Source organism: Antrihabitans auranticaus, from assembly GCF_016481275.1.
Classification (GTDB): Bacteria; Actinomycetota; Actinomycetes; order Mycobacteriales; family Mycobacteriaceae; genus Antrihabitans.
Window position 1 is genome coordinate 14,989 of the sequence record NZ_JAEMNW010000006.1, and the last position, 22,371, is coordinate 37,359.

The following is a 22,371-nucleotide window of genomic DNA, read 5'->3' on the forward strand; positions in this document are numbered from 1 at the left end:
TAATCGGGAGCGACTAGGCGAAGATCGCGAACAGAATCGCGGCTACCGAGAAGCTCACGACCGAAAGGATCGTCTCGAGCACTGTCCAGGTTTGCAGGGTCTGCTTCACGGTGAGGTTGAAGAATTTCGAGATGATCCAGAATCCGCCGTCGTTGACGTGGCTGAGAATGATCGACCCCGCGGCAATCGCCATCGCGATCAGCGCGACGGCCATCTGCGAATACTGATGCTCCGCGACCAACGGTGCGACGATGCCGCCGGTGGTGACGATGGCAACAGTCGCCGACCCCTGTGCGATGCGCAGTCCGCAACTGATGATGTAGGCCAGCACGATGACGGGCAGTCCTGCGGCGGACATGGTGTCCGCGAGGGCCGTTCCTATTCCGGTTGCCGAGATCACCTTGCCGAAGAATGCGCCCGCACCGACGACGAGCAACAGCATGCCGACCGGACGCAATGACTCACCGGTGAGGGTGCTGAGGTCTTGCACGCTGGAGCCGCGCCGGACGCCGAGAACGTAGAACGCCACCAGCACGGCGATGAGCAGCGCGACCGCGGGTGTCCCGAAGAACGTGAGCACCTGAAGCAGGCGCGAGCCTTCGTCGAGCAGCTGGGTGCCGAACGTCGCGCCCAGTATCAGGACCAGGGGAATCGCGATGATCGCACCGATGAGTCCGACCGAGGGCGGAGCCGCTGTCGCTTGCGCGACGGGCGCCGTCTTTACGCCGGTGCCGCCGCCACCCGTGGCGTCGTCGTCCGAGTCGGCTTCGATCAGGAATTCCTTCGGCACCTCCACGATGACGCGCTTGCCGATGTAGCTGCCCCAGACGATGCCTGCCGCGATGAATCCTGGAATGCCGCAGATGAATCCCATGAAGATCAACCACCCGAGGCTGACTTCCAGCAGGCCACCCAGCGCGACGGGTCCGGGATGTGGCGGCAGGAAGGCATGCGTCATGGACAGGCCGGCAAGCATCGGCATCGCGTAGAGGACGAGCGACTTGCCGCCGCGTTTGGCCGCCACGTACACGAGCGGTGCGAGAACGAAGATGCCGATGTCGAAGAAGACGGGGATTCCGAAGATCAGCCCCAGCAGTCCCATCGCGACCGGTGCGCCACGCTCCCCGAACACGCCGAGCAGCTTCGTCGTCAATACGTCTGCACCGCCGGACTTTTCGAGGATCGCACCCAGCACCGTCCCGAGTCCGATGATCACGGCGATATGCCCGAGGATGCTGCCGAAGCCGACTTCCAAGAGGGATTCGTTGCTCTTGATCGCGGTCCCGACGATCTGCGAAACCGGAAGCCCCGCAGCAAGAGCCAGGGCAAGCCCAGTGATCAGCAGAGCGATGAAGGGTTCCAGTTTGATCTTGATGATCGTGAAGAGCAGGATCGCAATCGCGAGGCCGCAGAGCACCAACAGCCCAGGCGTGGAGGTGCGAAGCCAGTCGATGGTGGAGCTCATGAATAGACCTTTCCGGACATGGATCGAACGAACGAGACTGCACGCGAGGAAATTTCGGCCCACTCGCCGGCCGCGACCGAAGCGGGCGGAACGACGTCGGTGCCGGCCGTGACCGCGACGGCACCCTGCGCGAGAAACTCGGCGGCATTGCCTGCGTTGACTCCGCCGGAGGGGATCAGCGACACACCGGGAAACGGTCCGAGGAGATCCTTGAAGTAGCCGGGACCGAGTGTGCGGGCCGGAAAGATCTTGACTGCCGCAGCACCGAGGTCGAGCGCGGCAAGTACCTCGGTGGGGGTGAAAGCGCCCATCACCACGGGGATTCCGCGCTGATTCGCGACTGCCGCAACTTCGGCGCGCACGCCGGGAGTGACGAGGAACTGGGCGCCGCTGTCGATAGCCGCACGGGCCTGATGGCCGGTGACGACCGTGCCGAGGCCGACTACGGCGGTCGACGATGCGGCAGCGGCGCGCAGACAGTCGAGGACGCCCGGCGTCGTGAAGGTCAGTTCGAGCGCCCTGATTCCCGACGCTGCCAAGGCATCGGCGAGCGCCAATGGGTCCGGCACGACCGGCGCACGAACGACCGCGAGCACGCGGTCCGCCAGGATTACCTGCATTGCGGTAGTCATCGAGTCTCCTTCGCATCGGCGTCCAGCCGCAGCGCGCGACCTGCGAGAGCGCCTGTAGCCGAGCCATTTTCGATCGCGCACACGCCGTTCACAATGACGTGGCCGATACCTCGCGCCTGCTGTTTAGGACTTTCGAACGTCGCGGTGTCGGTGACGGTCGCGGGATCGAAGAGCACGAGGTCGGCGGCATAACCGATTTCGATACGCCCGCGATCCCGCAGCCGGAGACGTTCCGCCGGCCGACCGGTCAGGTGGTTGACGCACTCCTCGAGGCTGAGCAGTCCGACATCGCGTACGTAGTGACCGAGGTAGCGCGGAAAGGTGCCCCACGCCCGGGGGTGCGGTCGTTCGCCGACGAGAATCGCATCGCTGCCGCCCATGTGCTTGGGATGCACCATGATCGCGCGCACATTCTCCTCGTGCCCGACGTGCTGCAGGATCGTTGTCGCGAGCTTGTCTCGGCGCAGGAGGTCGAAGAACACGTCCACCGGGGACAGTCCGCGCTCGGCGCTGATTTCGACGATGGTCTTGCCGACGTACCGGTCGAGTTCCGGGTTTGCGACGCCGCTCAGCTGGATCGTCTCCCACTCGACGGTAACGCCATGGCAGCCGTCGGACCCGTTTACGTTGACGTCCCTCGTGATTCGCTCGCGCATAGCCGGATCCTCGAAGCGCTCCAGAGCGGCGTCCGGACCTCCGGACATCGCCCAACTGGGCAGCAGCGCGGAGAGCGTGGTGGCGCCTGGCAGGTAGGGGTAGGTGTCGAGAGTGATGTCGCAGCCCTCGGCGAGGGCTGCGTCGATCATGGACAGGAATTCCGGTGCGCGGCCACGATTGACGCCGAAGTTCATGGTCGCGTGCGTCAGGTGCAGCGCACATCCTGTGCTGCGCGCCAGTTCGATCATCTCGGCGTAGGCCTCCAGCGCACCGGCACCGTAGGAGCGGGTGTGCGGGGCATAGAAACCGCCGAACTCAGCGACGACCTCGCACAAGGCCGCGAGTTCACCTGTGTCCGCATACATTCCGGGCGTGTAGGTGAGGCCACTCGACATGCCGACGGCGCCTTCGGAGAGGCCTTGGGCCAACAGGTCTTGCATGCGGCGGATCTCGCTGGGAGTGGCCGGTCGCTTGTCCGCGCCGACCGCGAGGAGGCGCAGCGTGCCCTGTGGAACGAGATACGCGGCGTTCGGCGTTATGCCCTGATCGAGCCTGTCGAGGTAGCCGGCAACGCTGCGCCAGGAGAAGTCGAGGTCGGCGGGATTGCCGTTCCAGCCAGCGATCTGGCGGCGGACGATATCGAGTGTGCGGTCGTCGATCGGTGCGTACGCAATGCCGTCCTGGCCGAGTACCTCGGTAGTCACGCCCTGGCTGATCTTTGCGAAATGGCCGGGATCGGTGAGCAGTCGCAGGTCCGAGTGTGCGTGCATGTCGATGAAGCCGGGCGCGAGTACGGTACCGGGCGCCGTGTCGATGATCTTGTCAGCGTTGGCCGGCAGGCCGGTTGCGGCGATGTCGCTGATCTTCCCGCCGTCGACGAGCACGTCTGCGCGATACCGCGGAGCGCCAGTTCCGTCGATGACATCGACGTCGCGAATAAGTAAGTCAGTCATAGTTTTTCGTTCTAGAAGAAGGTGTGGATGAGATCGACGATGCGCGGGTGCTCGGCGTCGGCGTCGTCGACGACTGGAATTAGCCGCCACTTGTCGAATGCCGTGCAAGGGTGGGAGAGGCCGAGCCGAACGACGGTCCCGACCGGTGGCGCGCTCGCCATTCGGAGAAAGGCATGCTGATCGTTGAGAGCAGTCACCTTGGCGTCAGCGTTCGAGCCGATGCCCGCAATACGTTGCGGCACCGGCAATCCCTCGTCGTAGGGTAAGTCGCGCTTGCCCGCGTCGAGCAGTGCCAGCTCGGGTTCGGGCCGGGAAACGACGCGCGCCCAGCCGTGCATGGCTGACCGCAGCGGATGGTCCGAACGGTCGGGAATCATCGGTGAGATGCCGGCGTAGAAGCCGTCGTCGTGAATGATGTACGCGCCGGAGCGCAAGACAACCGATGTGGCATCGTCGGCAAGGTCGGCCAGCCGTTCGACGACGAGGTCTTGGTAGGCGCTGCCGCCGGCAGTGACGATCGCCTGTCCCGGATACCGCCCGGAAGCGGCAAGTTCGTTGTGCAACAACGCAATCTGATCCAAATAGGTCCGGACATTCGCCAGGCCTTCGGTCGAGCGGTCATGACTCAGCGCGCCCTCGTATCCGCCGACTCCCGCAAGCGACAATCGCGACGAGGCGGCGACCGCGGCTGCCACTTCCAACGCCGCGGCGACCGTCCGAGCGCCGGTCCTGCCGTGGGGCCCGCCGAGTTCGACGATCACCTTGATTCGTGGTCCGGAGGTCGGCCGCAGCTGATCCTCCATCACCGCAACTGTCTCGACGCTGTCGACCCAGCTGACGAACTCGAACGCGGGGTCGCGGTCCAATTCACCTGCAACCCAATGCAAACCGATGGGGTCGACGAGTGCGTTCGCAAGCATGATGCGGCCGACCCCGAAGGATCGTGCCAACTGCACCTGCCACGCGGTCGCCAGCGTGATCCCCCACGCTCCGGCGGCGAGCTGCTTTGCCCACAGCTGCGGTGCCATCGTCGTCTTTCCGTGCGGTGCGAGCTGCACCCCGGCGGCCTTGGCCCAGTCGGCCATTGTCGCGATGTTGGAGTCGATCGCACTGCTGTCCAGCGTGAGGGCCGGCGTCACCAACCGGTCGAAAGTGGGTACGTCGCGAAGGAAATCGCGCGCCGTCCTACCCCAGGCTTCTGGCGGCAGGCCTTTGTGTTGTGGTCCGAGAACACGGTCGGCGAGTGCAGCGACGGCGTCGGCGTCGATTGTCACGGTGATCCTTTCTGCGTTGCATATGATGCAACGCATGTTGCGTATTTTGTACGCACTGGCTATTCTGCAATGGATAGCGCGCAGCCGCAAGGGGTCGAAGGAGATTGATGTGACGAGGGTCGCCACCATCGGTGAGGGATTGGCAGTGCTCGTCGCGCAGCCCGGTCCGCTCGAGGACTCGTCGACGTTCGAGCGGTCGGCAGGGGGCGCGGAGGCGAATGTGGCGACCGTCCTCGCGCAACTGGGCATCGACTGTGCGTGGATATCCCGGGTCGGCGCCGATGGCTTCGGCCGCTACCTCGTCCGGCATTTGGCGGAGCGCGGGATCGACGTCTCGGCCGTTGTCACCGATTCCACCCGGCCGACCGCCGTGTATGTGAAGGAGCGCGGCGGTGGCTCGGGCGGTCCGGCCGACCTGCGCCTTGGCGAAAGTCGAATGCTGTACTTCCGCAGCGGATCCGCGGCAAGTGCGTTCTCTCCCGCCGACCTTCTGCAGGCCGCAGATGTCTTGGACCGGTCCGATCTCGTGCACTTCACCGGCATCACACCCGCATTGTCGGAATCTGCGACCGCACTCACCGAGGCACTGCTGGCCAGGCGGCGCGGCGGCGCGCTCGTCAGCTTCGACCTGAACTACAGGCCCGCGTTGTGGACAGGGCGGGACGCTGCGGAAGTCCTGGCCCGCCACGTGCGCGGCAGCGATGTGGTCCTGATGGGTGCCGACGAGGCCAGCGCTGTGTTCGGCACCGAGGACCCGTCAGAGCTGCGAAAGCTGTTCCCCGAGCCCGAACATCTCGTCGTCAAGAACGACGCGCACACGGTGACCGGCTTCCGGCGCAGTGAGCGTGTGGACGTACCCGCACTTCGCCTCGAAGTGGTCGAGCGGATCGGCGCGGGTGACGCCTTCGCGGGCGGCTTCCTTGCCGGACTGCTACACGGGCGCGGCCACGAGGAGCGCCTGCGATTCGGGCATCTCTGTGCCGCAGCAGCTTTGACCGGGCACGGTGACATCGCAGAGTTGCCCGCGCTAAGTCGTCTGGAGGCGCTCGCATCGGTCGATTCGGCAACCTGGGCGCGTATGGAATATGTCCTGTCCGAGAATGTTGCGCTATGAGTCAAAGTTTGCTGCGCGCGCTGACGATCCTTACGTCCCTCGGCGACGACTCCAAGTCTCTGGATCAGTTGGCTACACAGCTCGACGTGCACAAATCGACCGTATTGCGATTGCTGCGGACAATGGAGTCAGAGCGTTTCGTCAGCCACGACGAGGAGCATCGCTACCAACTCGGTTCACGCTTCTTCGAACTCGCCAATCATGCTCTCGAACAGCGCGACATCCGGACCCTCGCCAGACCGCACCTGAGCGCGCTCAACTCGAGCACCGGTCAGACGATTCACCTGGCCACGTACGAAGCAGGCGACGCGATCTACATCGACAAGTTCGATGCGATTCAAAGCGTCCGGATGTATTCGCGCGTCGGACGGCCCGCGCCACTGCATTGCACCGCTGTCGGAAAGGTCCTCGTATCGTCGCGTCCCCGCGCCGAATGGCGTGAGATCGCCGAACGAATCACGTACCCGCGCTTCACCGAACGCACGATCACGACACCTGACAAGTACATCGAAGAGCTCGAACTGGTTGCATCGCAGGGCTATGCGGAGGACCACGAAGAGCACGAGAGCTTCGTGAACTGCATCGGTGTGCCCATTCGGAACGGAACGGGCGCGGTTGTCGCCGCAGTATCGATGTCTGTGCCCGACATGCTGCTCGACCACGATCAAGTTCTCGCGACGCTGCCGCAAGTCCGCGCGGCGGCAGACGCAATATCGGCCGAACTCGGCTGGAGTCCGCAACTACGTCGAACGAAAGGCTCGTAATGACCCAGAAAATCGCGGTACGGACAACCGACGCACCGGCACCGGCGCACACCTTCTCGCAGGGCGTTCGCAAGGGCCCTTTCGTGCAGGTGTCGGGCCAGGGCCCCGTCGACCCGGCAACCAACGAGTACCTGTATCCGGGAGACGTTGCTGCCCAGACGCTCCGGACTCTGCAGAACGTCAAGGCAATCATCGACGCGAGTGGTGCGACCTTCGACGACGTGGTGATGCTGCGCGTCTACTTGACAACGCGCGACGATTTCGCCGCGATGAACGACGCCTACGGCGAATTTGTGCGAGCCAACACCGTCGGTGATGTGCTGCCGAGTCGCACGACCGTCTTCACGGGGCTGCCGCGCGAGGAGATGCTCGTCGAGATCGATGCGATCGCGGTAGTGGATTAGTACCGAATTGTCCTCGCTGAGGTCTTGCAATTGCGAGCCTGGCAAAGGACGTTTGACCTATGGCGATCAACGAGGATCTGTCCCGACCTGATTCGACCGCGAAAGGTGAGTCCGATCCTGCGCGAAGTTCCGTGCGGACCGACCTTGTGGTCTTTATCGTCACGGCTGTCATAGCCGCGGCAATTCTCGTCTGGGGACTGGCGTGGGCTGACAATCTCGACAGCGTGTCGTCCACGATTCTGAACTGGCTTGTCGTGAATCTCGGCTGGCTGTTCGTCGTCGCGGCATCCGGATTCGTGCTGTTCGCGGTGTGGTTGGCCGTCAGCAGGTTCGGAAAGATTCCGCTCGGAAAAGACGGCGAGAAGCCCGAGTTCAACACCGTCAGCTGGATAGCGATGATGTTCAGCGCCGGCATGGGAATCGGGCTGATGTTCTACGGCGTCACCGAGCCTCTGACGCATTTCGTGACGCCGCCACCCGGATCCGAACCCGGAATCGGAACTGCGATGGCGACGACGATGTTCCACTGGAGCCTGCACCCGTGGTCGATCTACGCGGTCGTCGGTCTGGCGATCGCCTACGGCACCTACCGGATGGATCGCAAGCAGCTGATCAGTTCGGCGTTCATTCCGCTACTCGGGAAGAAGCGAACCGAAGGTCCGATCGGCAAGGTCATCGACATTCTGGCCATCTTCGCCACGATGTTCGGCACTGCCGCTTCCCTCGGCCTCGGAGCGCTGCAGATCGGCTCCGGAGTCGAGGTTCTCGGCTGGATGGATGCAGCGGGGACCTTGTTGCTCGTCGCCGTCGTCGCAATCCTCACGTTGGCGTTCGTCGCCTCTGCCGTCTCGGGTGTCGCAAAGGGTATTCAGTGGCTGTCGAACATCAACATGGTGCTGGCGTTGATCCTCGCCGTCTTCGTGTTCGTATGTGGCCCGACGGTGCTGATCCTCAACCTGATTCCCACGGCACTCGGTGACTACGCCTCCGACATAGTCGGCATGTCGGCCCGCACCGCGGCCGCCGGTGATACCGCGACGGCCGAATGGCTGTCGTCCTGGACGATCTTCTACTGGGCCTGGTGGATCTCGTGGACACCGTTCGTCGGAATGTTCCTGGCGCGCATCAGCCGCGGTCGCACTATTCGGCAGTTCGTCATCGGCGTCATCCTCGTCCCGAGTGTGGTCAGCCTGCTGTGGTTCTCGATCTTCGGCGGCGCCGCTATCGGTCAGCAGCGCGAGGGCACCGACCTCGCGGGACGGGGCACGCCGGAATCGCAACTGTTCGGGATGCTCGAAGGCCTCCCGCTTGCCGGTGTCGCGTCGTTCCTCGTCATGCTGCTGGTGGCGATCTTCTTCGTGTCCGGTGCAGATGCCGCATCGATGGTCATGGGCACGCTTTCGCAGCGAGGCACCCTCGACCCGACGAGGTGGGCAGTCGTCTTCTGGGGTCTGCTGACGGGCGGTATCGCCGCCCTGCTGTTGTGGACGGGCGGCTCCGACGCCCTCAACGGACTGCAGCGAATGACGATCATCGCAGCGGCGCCGTTCACGATCGTGATGATCGGACTATGCGTCTCGCTGTACCGTGACCTCAGCAGCGACCCACTGATCATCGAGGGGTTGCGTCAGCGGCGGGAACGGATCGACTGAACATCGCTCGGGGTCTCAGAGCCCCCGCCAGTTCCGGCGCACTCGTGCGCCGAGTTCGACGACGAGCGGCGTGCCACCTTCGAACCAGGCGTGGTGCAGCTCCACGATCTTGGCGCGCGTCGGCCTACCGCGCCGGTGAAAGATGTTCTCGGCGTAGTCGAACGGGTGCACCGCGTCGCAGAATTCGGCGCGAGCAGCAGTGCGTTCGGCCTCGTCCGCCGGATCACGCACCACGCCCGTGTACGTGCCACCGCGCAACCGTAGCGTCACCGTCGGGTTTGCACGAATGTTCTTGAGCCACAACGCATGTTGGCCGGGGATCGAGACAAGGTAGGCCTTGTTCCCCGATCGGACGGCCTTGACGTACGTGCTCCGCGGCTTGCCGGATTTGCGGCCCGTGGTGGTGAGGGCGCCGACGTTGACCGGTATCCGAACGACGAACCACGGCTTGTGCACCGCGCGCAAGAACCGGGCTGCGATGCGCCTACTCCGGAGGGTCTGGTTGTCGCCGAGCCATCCCCGCTCCGGCACATACTGGCCGTCGTCGTATCGCAGTGAGTCGGGCACCGCTGCCGTGGGTGAGTCGTCCATAGTTGCCCCCTCGTTCGGACTCGCTACCGGTCTAACACGATTGCGGGCTAGGGGCAATCGGAGACTTGTATTGCCAAATCCGAGAACAGACTTCGGCGACGTTCTCGAAAGCGTTGCTCGGGCACGGTCGCCGGGCCCTCGAGGGACCGGCTCAGCTCGTCGGCAGCCTCGGCGTACCGGCCTTCGCGGGCAAGCAGTTCGGCGCGGACCGCGTGCCAGCGCGGGTCTGGCGGGAGGTCGGCAAGGAGGACGAGTCCTGTTGCGGGACTGTCGGCTTCGGCGGCAGCTACGACCCGAGCCAGGGCTGCGGCATTGCTCGGCGCAATCGATAGGAGGAAGTCGTAGAGCCGCAAGACCTCGGACCAGTTCGTCGCGGCATAGCTCGGCGCGCGGGCGTGTTCGGCGGCGATCGCAGCCTGGAGTTGGTAGGGATCTGCCTGGCCCTCGGATTGCCGAAGCGAATCATTCAGTAGCGCAATGCCTTTGTCGATCCGGTCGATGTCCCAGAGGGCGCGATTCTGCTGCTCGAGCGTGACGATGTCGCCGTCTTCGTCGAGTCGTGCAGGCCTGCGGGCTTCGGTGAGCTGCAGCAGCGCGAGCACAGCCTTGGGCATCGACTCTCGGGGTAGCAGTGCGTGCAGTAGTTCGGCGAGCCGTATCGCTTCGGTGCACACGTCGACGTCGACGCTGGATGTGCCCTCGATCGGCGCGTGCCCAGCGGTGTACAGAGCGTGCAGCACGCCGCACACCGCGGGTAGGCGATCCGCCAACTCGTCCTCGGCCGGCACCCGGTACGGGATGTGCGCCGCCGCAATCTTCTGTCGAGCCCGCGTCAGTCGCTTGGTTGTCGCTGCCTCCGTCGTCAGCAGGACGGCGGCGATCTGCGCCGGGGAAAGCCCGCAGAGCGTTCGTAAGGCAAGAGCGATTCGCGTCGCCGGTGCGAGGGCAGGATGGCAACAGGTGAAGATCAGGCGTAGCTGGTCGTCGTGAACGACGTCGTCCGACGGCAGATCGGACCTCGATAATTCGATCATCCGGAATCCGTCCTGCTCCTTGGTTGGGCGAGCGTGCTCGCGCCGGAGGATGTCGATCGCCTTGCGTCGAGCAGTGACGGTCAGCCACGCGCGCGGCTCGGGCGGCACGCCGGATACGGGCCAGGAATTCAACGCCGCCAGCGTCGCCTCCTGGACCGCATCTTCTGCGAGTTGAACGTCGCCGACCGTCCGGATCAAGGTGGCGAGGATGCGCGCGCCCTCGACCCGGATCGTCGCAGCAACGGCGTCGCTTCCGGACACATAGCTTCCGGACACATAGCTCCCGGACACGGTGTAGTTACCTCGCCACGATGACCGGGCGCACCTCGACGGCACCACCATCCCACGCCGCGGGAATCTCGGCAGCGATCCGAACCGCCTGTTCGAGGTCGTCGGCTTCGATGAGGTAATAGCCGGTCAAGGCCTCCTTCGTCTCGGCGTACGGTCCGTCGGTCGTCACGACGCTTCCGCCCCTGGCGCCTTCCACGCGAACAACCGTCGCCGTCGCGGTCGGGTGCAGTAGCGCACTTGCCTGGATGCGCTCGTTGTTGTCCACGGCGAACTGGCGGAACTCAGCTAGTTCGCTCGCATGCTCGGGCGCCCACCAGTTGACGTCCGCGGTGTAGGTCAAAGCGAGGTACTGCGGCATCGGAACACTCCTTCGTCGTATCAGGGCATATCTTGCCCTCGACAATGGAACGAACGGGGAGACTCGGAAAGGACATCCGAGTCAGTCCGGTTCGCCGTATTCGTCGAACCAGTGCGCGAGTTTGCCGCGTCGACTCACCGCACGCAGACGACGCTCGGCGACCTCTCGGGTCTTGGTGGTGGTGACGATCAGCAGTTCGTCGCCGACCTCGATCCGAGTGTCGGGTTGCGGGACGAACGTGTGGCCCTCCCGGATGATCAAGGTGATGACACTGGGGTCGGGTAACCGGAGTTCGAGGACGGAGACGTCGTGCAGCCGAGACATCGGCAGCACCCGCATCGTCAGCAGCTCGGCTTCCAGGACGTCGAGCGGTGCGGACTCCACCTGAATTTCTCTCGCGGTATCGCGCCGGATCAGGCCCATCCGATGCGCTATCGGCTGCAGGCTCGGTCCCTGAACAAGGGTGAAGACCACCACCAGAATGAACACGATGTTGAGTAGGCGGCCGCTGTCGGCCACGCCCTCGACGATCGGGAAAGTAGCCAGCACGATCGGCACCGCACCACGCAGCCCGGCCCACGACAGGAAGACCTGCTCCTGCCATGGCACCTGAAAGCCCGCGAGTGAAATCACCACCGACAGTGGGCGGCCGAGCAACAGCAGTACGGTTCCGATGACGACCGCCGGAATCAGATCGTCGACCAGTTCGCTCGGCGTGACAAGCAGACCGAGCAGAACGAACAGACCGATCTGCGCGAGCCACCCGAGCCCCTCCGCGAACGAACGTGTCGCCGCGCGGTGCGGCAAACCGGAGTTCGCGAGCACGACTGCTGCGAGGTACGCCGCAAGGAACCCGCTGGCGTGGGCGCTGCCGGCTGCCGCAAACGCCACCATGCCGAGCCCGAACGTGGCGAGCGGATACAGACCCGATGCGGGCAGAGCGATGCGGCGCAGGGCGGTCGCACCGAGGAAGCCGCCCGCCAGCCCGATGGCGGCTCCGATCGCCAACTCGTAGATCAACTCGTACGCGGCGTGGACCGGTGAGAACGCCAGTGGCGTAGCGCTGAAAATGAGAACGAGGATCACGGCGGGGGCGTCGTTGAACCCTGATTCGGCTTCGAGCATGCCGGCTACGCGTCTCGGCAGCGGCAGGACTCGCAGGACCGAAAACACCGCGGCGGCGTCCGTGGAGGAGACGATCGCGCCGAGCAGCAGCGCGAGTTGCCAGTCGAAGCCGAGCAGAAAGTGTGCGCCCGCCGCAGCGACAAGCATGCTGACGCCGACTCCGAGCGTGGCGAGGACGCTGGCGTGCGGAATCACCTTGCGGATATCGCCGAACCGCGTTGCGAGACCACCCTCGACGAGAATGACGGCGAGCGCCGCGGTGCCGATGTCCCGCGCGAGTTGCACGTCGTCGAATTCCAGACCCAGACCGTCCTCGCCGAGCAGGACGCCGACACCCAGGAACAGCAGCAGACTGGGCAAGCCCGCCCGGCTTGCGAGCCGAGTGGCAACAATGCTGGCCAGCAGCACAAGTCCACCGGCGAGCAACGCCAGGTAGAGCTGCTGCAACGACATTTTCGCCCCCGTTTGGTCAAGGTGTGGCCCCGCCAGTAAATCAGTACAAATCACCGGGTGCGCGGTGCGGCTCCGAAGGTCGGTGGCGCTGTCGATGCGTCATGATGACTTCGTGCACCGGGAGGGTGCGGTTGAGGAGCGGAGCAATGCGAATCGGTATCGCCGGGGCGGGAGCAGTCGGCCGTTCGGTCGCGCAAGAACTGCTCGACGCCGGGCACAAGGTCCTGCTGATCGAACACGAACCTCGCCGCTACGAACCGCACACGGTGCCCGCCGCCGACTGGTTGCTCGCCGACGCGTGTGAGTTGGCCGCGCTCGAAGACTGCGGGATGGAACTCTGCGACGTGATGATCGCCGCGACCGGCGACGACAAATCGAACCTCGCGGCAGCGTTGCTCGCCAAGACCGAGTTCGGTGTGCAGCGGGTCGTGGCACGAGTCAACGAAACCCGAAACGAATGGCTCTTCACCGAGGCGTGGGGAGTCGATGTCGCGGTGTCGACGCCGCTTGCCATGGTTGCGGGCGTCGAGGGCGCCATCGACGTCGGGCACCTCGTGCGCCTACGCGGGTTGCGTCAGGGCAAAGCCAATCTCGCGAAGCTGACCCTGCCGGTAGGTAGCCCGCTCGTCGGCAAGACGGTCGGCGAGGTTGCTCTGCCCGAGAACACGGCTTTGATCACGGTGCTTCGTGGCAACGCCGTGATCCTGCCCCAGCCCGACGACGTGCTCGAGGATGGCGACGAACTGCTGTTCGTCGCCGACGGTGCCGGTGAGAATTTGATCCGTGCGGTTATTCACGGGCCACCCCCACTGCGTAGCACCTCCCCCTGACTGGCACATGAGCGCGGATTCACCTTGCCGGAGCGCCGCGAATCACAGAGCCGGCGTGTGTGACATGTAGTGCGCCGCAAGGGTTATGCGCTGTTCATCGATATCGGGCAGTGGGTAGAGCGGCCGCGTCAGGGTTGCGCCCGAAAACATATGCATCATCGAGAACAACGTGACGCGCCGCGAACGCTCGGGAATGTCGGCAAGCAGTCCTAGTCCGTCCGTCAGTTCGAATACGCCCTCGTAGAGCTTCGGCAGGGAAGGCGCAACCATGTCTCGCAACTCGACGTCGGTTCGCGCCGCCATCATCAGTTCCCGCCAGACGTCGGTCAGTGGTGCCGAGGACGAGTACGCGAGAAATTCGAGCGCAGACCGGCGCGGGTCGGGCCGCGTTGCCAGTGCTTCGGCAGCCTCGGCGTAGGAATCGAGGATGCGGTCGGTTACATCGTTGGCGACCTTCGCCATCAGTGCAAGACGCGAATCGAACTGGCGGAACATCGCCCCGACCGAGAGTCCCGCTCGCGTGCAGATCTCCTTGACTGTCGTGCGGTAGTACCCGACCTCGAGGATCGTTTCGATAGCTGCCTCGGTCAGCCTGTCGACGGTCGCGTCCCGGCGCTCTTGTTGTGTTCGCCGCGAAACCGGCCGCACTGGCGTCATCGACCCATTATGTCGCGCCACGAGAAATTGACATCCCAGTCCGCTTAATGCAGTATCGTACAGATAGAGAGCGATCGATTCCTTTCTTAATTACCAACCTGCAAAGGAGCAGAAGTGTCGATGTGCCAGCTGTCGCCAAGATCCCTTCGCGGCCCACTTCTCGTCATATCGACAGTTCTCTGCATGCAGATCGTGCCGATGTCGGGCACCTCTGCTGAGCCCTCAGGGGACGCGGGCTCACCCGTGATTGTGGCGCCGGTGTTGCCATTTCCGGTCCCGCCCGCTCCGCCCTACCTTGATCCCGCCTTCTACAACCCCGAACAGGCAGTTGTCGATGCGGCAGAACCCGGACAGATTCTCGCGGCGCGTGAAGTCAACGTTGCCAACCTCTGGGTGTTCCCGCTCAACGTCGACGCGTGGCAACTCTCCTATCGGTCGACGAATACGCGCGGCGAGGCAATCCCCGCAGTCGCGACGCTGATGAAGCCACGAGATACCACGCCACAAGGATTGGTGTCGTTCCAATTCGGCGAGGACTCGTTGTCGTTCAACTGCTCCGCGTCGTACGCACTCCAACAAGCCTCTCTGCCGAATCCGCTGAACTCGATCCACCAGGCGGAATTCATCGAAGTCCAAGGACTGTTGCAAGCCGGAAACGCGGTCGTTGTTCCCGACCATGAGGGCCCGCATTCCGGCTACGGCGCGGGACCACTCGGTGCGCGCATCGTTTTGGACGGCATCCGCGCGTCGGAGGCGTTGCCGCAAGCTCGCTTGTCCGGCGCAGCAACGAGAACTGCGATGTGGGGATACTCGGGTGGTGCAATTCCGACCGCGCACGCGGCCGAACTCGCGCCGAGTTATGCGCCCGAACTCAATCTGGTCGGTTCGGTGACTGGCGGGCTGGTCACCAACATTCGCGACGTTGTGAACTACAACAACGGAACCTCGGTACTCGGGGGGTTCATCCTGGCCGCGCTGTTCGGCGTATCGCATGAGTACCCAGTTGTCGCAGACTATCTCGACAAGCATCTGAACCCGCTAGGGCAAGGTTTGCGGACACTGAAAACGGGCCAGTGCAACGGGTTCCAGCCGATGACATTCCCGTTCGTGAATATTCTCGGCCTGTTCGACAATCCCGATCCGCTCGCTGCTCCCGAACTCCAAGCCGTATTGGACGAATTGAATCTCGGGCACTCGGTTCCCGCGATACCGATCTACATCTACCAGTCCGTGTTAGACGAAATCGTGCCTCCCGGACCGGTTAACACTCTCGTCGACAGGTACTGTGCCGATCCCGAAGCGTCGGTTCACTTCACGCGCGACCACCTCAGTGAGCACATCGTCGCCGCGGTCGCCGGTGCCCCGAGCGCTTTGTTGTGGATCCAGGACCGGTTGTCAGGTGTCCCAGCCGAAAAGGGTTGCACAACAAATGATGTGCTGACCCAGATCGCCCAGCCGGGAGCGTCGACAAGCTCGTCAGCGTCGTCGGAAATAGCTTGGCCTCGTTGTTCTACGCACCTGTCGGGCGCTAGCCCACTTCTCAAAGGACCTGATCGTGAGTTTTATCCGCAATAACTTCGCCCGGATACTCGTTGCAACAGCAATGTGTGCCGGGGTAGGAGCAGCAACGGCGGATGCAGATCCGTTGCCACCTATGCCGGGCGATCAGAATCAATTACCGGAGTTACCAAGCGAATCGGACGTATATCCGTTCTTTCCGCTCCCCACCCCGGCCGACGACCCGTGGTACACCGACCCAGAGAATCTCGACTCGATGGCGAATGGCGATATCGTCCGGAGCCGCGATGTCCAGCACTACATGTTCGGCCTGCCCTGGCCCGTCGCCACTCGCCAAATCCTCTATCGCAGCACCAATTCACACGACCAGCCCATAGTCACTGCCACGACGGTGCTCACGCCCGGAATTCCGTGGGCCGGCGGACCACGCCCACTCGTTTCGTACCAGGAGGCTATCGACGGTCTCGCGCAAGTCTGCAATCCGTCGTACACGCTGCGCGCAGGGACATTCAAAGAATCCTCGGCTGTGCAATCGTTCCTCGTTCAGGGCTACGCAGTAGCAATACCCGACTTCAACGGAAAGACCAACGCCTACCTCTCCACCGGGGAGGGACACATGGTGCTCGACGGAATCCGCGCCGCGCAGCGTGATCCGGCACTCGGACTCGCAAACTCCCCTGTCGCACTCCTGGGTTACTCGGGCGGGGCAAGTGGCACCGGATTCGCTGCCGAGCAGCACCACAACTACGCGCCCGAACTGAACATCGTCGGGGCCGCGTTCGGCGGAATTCCAGGCGACAAAGTGGGTATCGCCGAGTTCGGTGCCTCCCACGCAGCGGGGCAAGCCAACTTCACCCTCTGGCTCGCTGTCGTCTCACTCAGCCGGGAGTATCCGGAGGTATTCGGCCACTACGACGAGTTCCTCACCCCCGAGGGAGTAGCTCTCGCCAACGACATGAACGACCGCTGTCTTTACACCGGCGCCGCTACCGGCGCGTTCCGGCCAATGTCCGGGTATCTCCGAGATCCGGACTTTCTGCGCTCCCCCGAGATCCGAAGCCTTCTGGAAAACCTGAGCTTCGGGCAACCGCAGAATCGACCGGATATCCCGCTGTTCACCTTCCACTCGACGACCGACCAACTTCTGCCCTTCGAAGCCGCCTACGAAACGACGCTGCAGAAGTACTGCGCAATGGGCGTCGACGTGCGGTTCTATCCCGTCCCGGTCAGCGAGCACATCAGCGGCGAGGTCTTCGGCTATGTGCCTGCGACGCTGTGGGTCACCGCCGTGTTGCGTGGTGTCACGCCCGAACCGAGCAATTGCCCTGCGACATAGCGGCGCCGTCAGCTTTGCAGAAAAGCCAGGAGATCGGCGTTGATCGTCTCGGCCTGGGTGGTCGGCATGCCGTGCGGAAAGTCCTTGTAGGTCTTCAAGGTTCCGTTCTGCAAGAGGTCGGCCGAGAGTGGACCGGAGTCCGCGTAGGGAACGATCTGATCGTCTTCGCTGTGCATCACGAGCACAGGCACGGTGATCTTCTTCAGGTCCTCGGTGAAATCGGTCTGCGAGAAGGCGACGATGCCGTCGTAATGGGCCTTCGCGCCGCCCATCATGCCCTGGCGCCACCAGTTCTGGATGACGGCCTCCTGTGCTTCGACGCCTGGCCGGTTGAAGCCGTAGAACGGTCCCGCCGGTAGGTCGCGGTAGAACTTCGACCGGTTCGCCGCCAACTGTGCCTGCAGATCGTCGAACACCGATTTGGGTAGCCCGCCCGGATTGGCGTCGGTCTGCACCATCAGCGGCGGAACGGCGCACAGCAACGCAGCCTTGGCGGCGCGGCCCTCGCCGTGCCGCGCCAAATAGTGGACGACCTCGCCACCGCCCGTGGAATGCCCGACGTGAATTGCGTCGTGCAGATCGAGATGCTCGACCAGAGCGGCGAGGTCGTCGGCATAGTGATCCATGTCGTGGCCGTCGCCGGTCTGCGACGATCTGCCGTGCCCGCGCCGGTCGTGGGCGATGACCCGGTAACCGTGCTGAAGGAAGAACAACAGCTGGGCATCCCAGTCGTCGGCCGACAACGGCCAGCCGTGACTGAACACGATCGGCTGACCGCTACCCCAGTCCTTGTAGAAGATCTCCGTGCCGTCCGCGGTCGTGATCATTCCCATGGATGCATCTTGGAGGTTCATGCGCGCTCACGCAATGGGCCGTGTGCTCTAGCCTTACGACGTGGATGCGCTCTCCGGGCCGGCAACATCGATTCTCACGCCGGGGGAAACCTGCTGGCGCTTGGAACGAGCCGAGCGACTTGCCTACATCGTCGATGCCGCCGACTACTTCCGTGCGGCGAAAGCAGCGATGCTCCAAGCCCGTAGTCGAATCATGTTGATCGGCTGGGATTTCGACACTCGAATCGAACTGGAGCCCAACGAGGCCACCCTCGAGGGCCCTAACCGACTCGGCGACTTTCTGTCGTGGCTCATCGACCGGCAGCCAGAGCTCGACATCTATTTGCTCAAGTGGGACATCGGTGTCTTCACCGGCATCGGGCGCGGTATGCCGCCGATATTCCTGCTCAATTGGATCACCGACAAGCGCCTGCACCTTCGCGCGGATTCGGCACATCCGGTCGGCTCGGCACATCACCAGAAGATCGTCGTGATCGACGACGCTTTCGCGTTCTGCGGTGGTATCGACATGACGGTCGAGCGCTGGGACTCCCGCGAGCACAGGGAGGTCGACGAGCGACGGACCGACCCCGGTGGCGCGCAGCACGGCCCCTGGCATGACGCGACCGTCGCAGTCGACGGCGCGGTCGCGGGAGCGCTCGGCGAACTCGCCCGCGATCGATGGTTCACTGCTTCAGGCGAAGAGTTGGCGCCGATCGACGCGGGCGATGCCCATGTGTGGCCGGACTTTCTGGAGCCGACACTGCGCGGCGTCGATGTCGGAATCGCGAGGACCCGGCCTGAATTCGCGGCGCATGAAGAGGTCCGCGAGATCGAAGCGCTGTACCTGGCCGCCATTCTGTCGGCGCGGGACACGCTCTACATCGAGAGTCAGTACCTCGCCGCACGGACTCTTGCCGATGCGATCGCGCAACGACTCCAAGACCCCGAGTGTCCAGAGATCGTGCTCGTTCTTCCTCGCCACGCCGAGGGCTGGCTCGAGCAGAAAGCCATGGACGGTGCACGGCACCGATTGCTGCACCTGCTGTGGGAGGCGGACAAGCACGGCCGGTTCCGTGCCTACTATCCGGTGACTGCTGCGGGATCGCCGATCTACGTACACGCGAAGGTCCTCGTGATGGACGACCGACTGTTTCGGATCGGTTCCTCCAATCTCAACAATCGTTCGATGGGTTTCGACACCGAGTGTGACCTCGCGGTCGAAGGTGTGCCCGGCGTAACCGCCATCCGCGACGATCTGCTCTGTGAGCACCTGGGTGTCACCGAATCCGAACTCGCAGAAGCGATCCACGCTGCCGAAAGTTCGGTGATCGGCGCTATCGAGGTGCTGCGCGAGCAGCCCGGCCGGACGTTGGTGCCCTTCGAGCCCGACGATGTCGAGGGGGAAGACAACGTCCTTGCCGAGAACGAGTTGATGGACCCCGAGAGTCCGCCGGCGTTGCTGCCGGAGTGGATTCGCACCGCTCAGGCCGCTGCGTTGAAGTCGACGAGTATTTTTTCGACCGGCCGATAGTAGTCGATCCGCACCGGAAGGGGCCTCGGCAACGGTGGTGCCGTGGATCGGTAGCGGTGCCCTGTCGGGGTCGTGAACACGTACCGATGCAGGCCTCCTCGTGCACTGTCGACCCGTCGACTGGTCCAGCCGGGCGCTTGTTTGGCGTGATTGCACGCCTCGCACAGTCCGGCGCCGTTTTCGGCGGTTGTCGCTCTACCGTTCTCGTGGGGTTCGATGTGGTCGTTGTGCCTGATCGGCGCTCCGCAGTACGGCGTCCGGCAGGTGCGGTCGCGAATCTCGAACCACCGGGCCAAGCCGGCCGGAAAGCGACGCGCGGTGGATTCCGTTGCGGTCATCGCGCCTGTCGCAGGGTTCGCGTAGATCCGACGCATCAACAGGGCTTCCTCCGACTCCGGATCGGATGCCGTGGCTATCCAGTCGCGCGCGACTGCTGCGGGAATCGGCCCGAATCCCGGGATGTGCGCAGGTTCCGTGCCGCCCGCCAACAACGACTGATCCGACACGACGAGGTTGACGGTGATCGGCGCCGCCTTCGGCGAATCCAGACCCGTGACGCGCCGGACGAGTAGGTCGGCCATGATCTGGGACCGCGTCCGCTTGTCGCCGTGGGCGATGACGCTGTCGGCGTCGCGACGCAGCGTCGCATATACGGCGACGCCATCACGGACCGGTAGCAGCGCGCTGAGGTTGCTCATCGTGTCAGGGGCCGGCCGAACGCTGACACGCCGATCCGTGACGGCATTGCTGTTTCGGCGGACCACCGCTTCGACATCTATGCGCGCAACCACGCTGCGCACCAACGCAATCAACGCTTTGTCTCCGAGCCCGTATAGCCGGTCCGGGTCGGCGCACAGCTCCCGGTCTGCCACCGCCCTATCGGCGCGGCTCAGGCAGGCAGTCTCTCGAACCAGGAGCGTCGCGCGCCATTCGCTGAGCACCCCCGATTCCAGGAGTGCCAGCGTGCTCGGCATCTCGTGCACCAGCGCTTTGGCGAGTCCGAGGTGGCGCCCTCCCCAGTACGGAGACGTCCGTCGCGCCAACGCGACCTCAGCGCCGACGCCCCGCCCCCGCTGTGGCGGAGGCACGCCGGCGGCCGCATGAGCCGCTCTGCGGGACGCATCCAGATCGGCGGTCGCCTTCACTTGCGCTGCGGCACAAGAGGATTTCAGCTCCTCCAGAGCTCTGATCAGATCGATGCGGGTCCTGTCGTCCACGCTTCGATCCAGACTCGCTAGCTGGTATGCGACAGCGGCGACTGCCTGCACGATCCCCCCCGAGTCGAACATGTGTTCTACACATGTCCTGCTCTCGACCTAGCGCAACACCCAGTCGGTTTGCGGCAACCGCCCCGCTCGGCGACGATTGTCGCGACATGACGAACGCCGAAGAGACTCCCGCCCCGGCTCCGTCCAATCGTCGGCATCTGGTGCGTCTCGCTCTTTTCGGCTTGTTCTTGACCGCGCTGTTCGTTATCGGTGCGACGACCGATCTCGTCGACGTCGACGGGCTCCGCCGAACGGTCGAAGCGGCCGGCCCGCTGGCACCGGTTGCGTTCGTCGTCGTCTCCGCCGTGCTTGCTGCGGTGTTCGTGCCGGGGCCGATTCTCGCCGCGACAAGTGGTCTCCTCTTCGGGCCGGTTCTCGGAACCGTGGTGACCCTGAGTTCGACGGTCGGCACGGCACTGATCGCCAACCGCCTCGGTCGGCGTGGCGGGCTGGAAAGCGCTCGGGCGTTGATCGGCCCACGGCGCATGTCCTGGCTCGATTATCAGCTCGAAAGGCGCGGCCTCTGGGCGGTCGCGGGCCAGCGGCTGATTCCGGGTATCTCCGACGCCGCGGCGTCGTACGCGTTCGGGGCGATCGGTGTGCCGCTGTGGCAGATGGCTTTGGGCGCGTTGATCGGATCGGCGCCGCGTGCCTTCGTCTATACCGCGCTCGGTTCGGTTGTCGACGATCCTGCATCGCCACTCGGCGTTGCCGCACTTGTCATTTGGTGTGTCACCGCGATAGCCGGGGTGGAGGGTGTGCGCAGGGCCGTCAAATCGTGGCGCGCGCATTCGAAGGCCGCGGCCGAGGACGATTAGGCTCGCGCGACGAACCGGAACCGGTCGCCACGGTAGACCGATCGCGTCCATTCGATGATCTGCCCGGACGGGTCTCGTGCCGTCCTATGGAAAAGCAGCAGGGGTTGCCCGGTGCCGACTCCGAGGAGGTCCGCCTCGGCCGGTGTCGTGAGCGCTGTTTCGACGGTGTCCTCGACTGTCGCGACCTGGCGGCCGTAGCACTCGCGCAGTGTTGCGTACAGCGAACCGCGTTCTGTCAGGCGGGCTTCGAAGCCGGCCAGCCGCCCGGGCAGGTGGGCGATCTCGATCGCGAGCGGTTCGCCGTCGACAAACCTCAGGCGCGACAGTCGATGGATGCGCTCCCCCGGCGCGATCTCCAGGTGACCCGCGACGTCTGCGTCCGCGCGGATCCGCTCGAGCTCGAGAATGCGTGAACTTGCTTGCAGCCCTTCGGCACCGAGGTCGTCGGTGAGTGACGTGAGCTGGCGAACGTGCACGATCTTCGGTGGTGCGACGAAGTTGCCGCTGCCCTGTGTGCGGCGAAGCACCCCCTCGCCGGCGAGTTCGGCGAGTGCCTTGCGCAGGGTTGTCCGGGAGGTGCCGAGTTGCTCGGCGAGCGGTCGCTCCGGCGGCAGCGACGCTCCGGCATCCAGGTTGCCGATCAGTTCCTTCAGTGCCAGTTTCACCTGGAAATAGCGCGGGGAACCCGCACTCGCGCTCGCGACGCTCGCAACTGCCTCGATCATGAAGTCAACTTACCCCTTGACGGCCAAATTGGTATATGCCAATGTGTACCTCATCACATTGGTATATACCAATTTAGCCCAGTGA

21 protein-coding genes are annotated in these 22,371 nt (G+C 64.2%); 9 read left to right on the plus strand and 12 right to left on the minus strand.

What is annotated here, in order from left to right; translation table 11 throughout:
- Positions 1 to 13 precede the first annotated feature (13 nt).
- Genes JGU72_RS22985 through JGU72_RS23000 form a run of 4 tightly spaced genes read right to left on the minus strand, consistent with a single transcriptional unit; the run spans position 14 to position 5,017 of the window.
- Positions 14 to 1,465, minus strand: coding sequence for a GntP family permease (locus tag JGU72_RS22985; RefSeq protein WP_199686430.1), 1,452 nt, complete (start codon positions 1,463 to 1,465; stop codon positions 14 to 16).
- Positions 1,462 to 2,097: a bifunctional 4-hydroxy-2-oxoglutarate aldolase/2-dehydro-3-deoxy-phosphogluconate aldolase gene (locus tag JGU72_RS22990; RefSeq protein WP_199686431.1), complete on the minus strand. Its 636-nt coding sequence runs from the start codon at positions 2,095 to 2,097 to the stop codon at positions 1,462 to 1,464. Before JGU72_RS22990 ends, JGU72_RS22985 begins: the two co-directional genes overlap by 4 nt.
- Positions 2,094 to 3,707: an N-acyl-D-amino-acid deacylase family protein gene (locus tag JGU72_RS22995; protein ID WP_199686432.1), complete on the minus strand. Its 1,614-nt coding sequence runs from the start codon at positions 3,705 to 3,707 to the stop codon at positions 2,094 to 2,096. Before JGU72_RS22995 ends, JGU72_RS22990 begins: the two co-directional genes overlap by 4 nt.
- A gap of 11 nt (positions 3,708 to 3,718) precedes the next feature.
- A complete protein-coding gene (locus JGU72_RS23000; protein WP_199686433.1) occupies positions 3,719 to 5,017 on the minus strand; it encodes a type III PLP-dependent enzyme domain-containing protein in 1,299 nt (432 codons plus the stop codon).
- A 73-nt stretch (positions 5,018 to 5,090) separates the two neighbouring features.
- Between JGU72_RS23000 and JGU72_RS23005 the strand changes: the two genes are divergently transcribed.
- From JGU72_RS23005 to JGU72_RS23020, 4 genes are read left to right on the plus strand one after another with little or no spacing between them, the layout of a single operon-like run.
- Positions 5,091 to 6,095: a sugar kinase gene (locus JGU72_RS23005; RefSeq protein ID WP_307828570.1), complete on the plus strand. Its 1,005-nt coding sequence runs from the start codon at positions 5,091 to 5,093 to the stop codon at positions 6,093 to 6,095.
- Complete coding sequence (locus JGU72_RS23010) at positions 6,092 to 6,859, plus strand: IclR family transcriptional regulator (protein WP_199686435.1); 768 nt, start codon at positions 6,092 to 6,094, stop codon at positions 6,857 to 6,859. Before JGU72_RS23005 ends, JGU72_RS23010 begins: the two co-directional genes overlap by 4 nt.
- Positions 6,859 to 7,263 (plus strand): RidA family protein, encoded by a 405-nt coding sequence (locus JGU72_RS23015; protein WP_199686436.1) that lies wholly within the window; start codon positions 6,859 to 6,861, stop codon positions 7,261 to 7,263. Before JGU72_RS23010 ends, JGU72_RS23015 begins: the two co-directional genes overlap by 1 nt.
- A 59-nt stretch (positions 7,264 to 7,322) precedes the next feature.
- A complete protein-coding gene (locus JGU72_RS23020) occupies positions 7,323 to 8,915 on the plus strand; it encodes a BCCT family transporter (RefSeq protein ID WP_199686437.1) in 1,593 nt (530 codons plus the stop codon).
- Positions 8,916 to 8,930: 15 nt separating this feature from the next.
- Here the strand turns inward: JGU72_RS23020 and JGU72_RS23025 are convergent, their stop codons facing one another.
- The 4 genes from JGU72_RS23025 to JGU72_RS23040 form a co-directional block, all read right to left on the minus strand.
- Positions 8,931 to 9,506 carry a nitroreductase family deazaflavin-dependent oxidoreductase gene (locus JGU72_RS23025; RefSeq protein WP_199686438.1) on the minus strand — a complete coding sequence of 192 codons (576 nt, stop codon included), beginning with the start codon at positions 9,504 to 9,506 and terminating at the stop codon, positions 8,931 to 8,933.
- Positions 9,507 to 9,553: 47 nt separating this feature from the next.
- The gene (locus JGU72_RS23030) at positions 9,554 to 10,831 is read right to left on the minus strand and encodes an RNA polymerase sigma factor (protein ID WP_199686439.1); all 1,278 of its coding nucleotides are present in this window, start codon (positions 10,829 to 10,831) and stop codon (positions 9,554 to 9,556) included.
- A 7-nt stretch (positions 10,832 to 10,838) separates the two neighbouring features.
- Positions 10,839 to 11,189, minus strand: coding sequence for a YciI family protein (locus tag JGU72_RS23035; RefSeq protein WP_199686440.1), 351 nt, complete (start codon positions 11,187 to 11,189; stop codon positions 10,839 to 10,841).
- 81 nt (positions 11,190 to 11,270) lie between these two features.
- On the minus strand, positions 11,271 to 12,767 hold the full coding sequence (locus JGU72_RS23040) for a potassium/proton antiporter (protein WP_199686441.1): 1,497 nt from the start codon (positions 12,765 to 12,767) through the stop codon (positions 11,271 to 11,273).
- Positions 12,768 to 12,913: 146 nt separating this feature from the next.
- Here JGU72_RS23040 and JGU72_RS23045 point away from each other — a divergent pair, with 146 nt between their 5' ends.
- Complete coding sequence (locus tag JGU72_RS23045) at positions 12,914 to 13,597, plus strand: potassium channel family protein (RefSeq protein ID WP_199686442.1); 684 nt, start codon at positions 12,914 to 12,916, stop codon at positions 13,595 to 13,597.
- A gap of 42 nt (positions 13,598 to 13,639) precedes the next feature.
- Here JGU72_RS23045 and JGU72_RS23050 read toward each other — a convergent pair whose 3' ends face one another.
- Positions 13,640 to 14,254 carry a TetR/AcrR family transcriptional regulator gene (locus JGU72_RS23050; protein ID WP_199686443.1) on the minus strand — a complete coding sequence of 205 codons (615 nt, stop codon included), beginning with the start codon at positions 14,252 to 14,254 and terminating at the stop codon, positions 13,640 to 13,642.
- Positions 14,255 to 14,437: 183 nt separating this feature from the next.
- On the opposite strand from JGU72_RS23050, the gene JGU72_RS23055 reads away from it, so the two are divergent.
- Both JGU72_RS23055 and JGU72_RS23060 read left to right on the plus strand, forming a co-directional pair.
- Entirely contained in the window at positions 14,438 to 15,829 is a 1,392-nt protein-coding gene (locus tag JGU72_RS23055) for a lipase family protein (protein WP_233532901.1), read from the plus strand.
- The gene (locus tag JGU72_RS23060; protein ID WP_307828571.1) at positions 15,810 to 17,108 is read left to right on the plus strand and encodes a lipase family protein; all 1,299 of its coding nucleotides are present in this window, start codon (positions 15,810 to 15,812) and stop codon (positions 17,106 to 17,108) included. Before JGU72_RS23055 ends, JGU72_RS23060 begins: the two co-directional genes overlap by 20 nt.
- Positions 17,109 to 17,116: 8 nt before the next feature.
- On the opposite strand, the gene JGU72_RS23065 is transcribed toward JGU72_RS23060, so the two are convergent.
- Entirely contained in the window at positions 17,117 to 17,941 is an 825-nt protein-coding gene (locus JGU72_RS23065) for an alpha/beta fold hydrolase (RefSeq protein ID WP_199686444.1), read from the minus strand.
- Positions 17,942 to 18,131: 190 nt separating this feature from the next.
- Between JGU72_RS23065 and JGU72_RS23070 the strand changes: the two genes are divergently transcribed.
- Positions 18,132 to 19,475, plus strand: a complete 1,344-nt coding sequence (locus tag JGU72_RS23070) for a phospholipase D-like domain-containing protein (protein ID WP_233532914.1) — start codon at positions 18,132 to 18,134, stop codon at positions 19,473 to 19,475.
- On the opposite strand, the gene JGU72_RS23075 is transcribed toward JGU72_RS23070, so the two are convergent.
- Positions 19,427 to 20,764 (minus strand): HNH endonuclease, encoded by a 1,338-nt coding sequence (locus JGU72_RS23075; protein ID WP_199686446.1) that lies wholly within the window; start codon positions 20,762 to 20,764, stop codon positions 19,427 to 19,429. The genes JGU72_RS23070 and JGU72_RS23075 overlap by 49 nt on opposite strands.
- An 86-nt stretch (positions 20,765 to 20,850) precedes the next feature.
- Here JGU72_RS23075 and JGU72_RS23080 point away from each other — a divergent pair, with 86 nt between their 5' ends.
- Positions 20,851 to 21,561, plus strand: coding sequence for a TVP38/TMEM64 family protein (locus JGU72_RS23080; RefSeq protein WP_199686447.1), 711 nt, complete (start codon positions 20,851 to 20,853; stop codon positions 21,559 to 21,561).
- Here the strand turns inward: JGU72_RS23080 and JGU72_RS23085 are convergent.
- Positions 21,558 to 22,286, minus strand: a complete 729-nt coding sequence (locus JGU72_RS23085; protein WP_199686448.1) for a GntR family transcriptional regulator — start codon at positions 22,284 to 22,286, stop codon at positions 21,558 to 21,560. The two genes, JGU72_RS23080 and JGU72_RS23085, sit on opposite strands and share 4 nt — an antisense overlap.
- Positions 22,287 to 22,371: the final 85 nt, after the last annotated feature.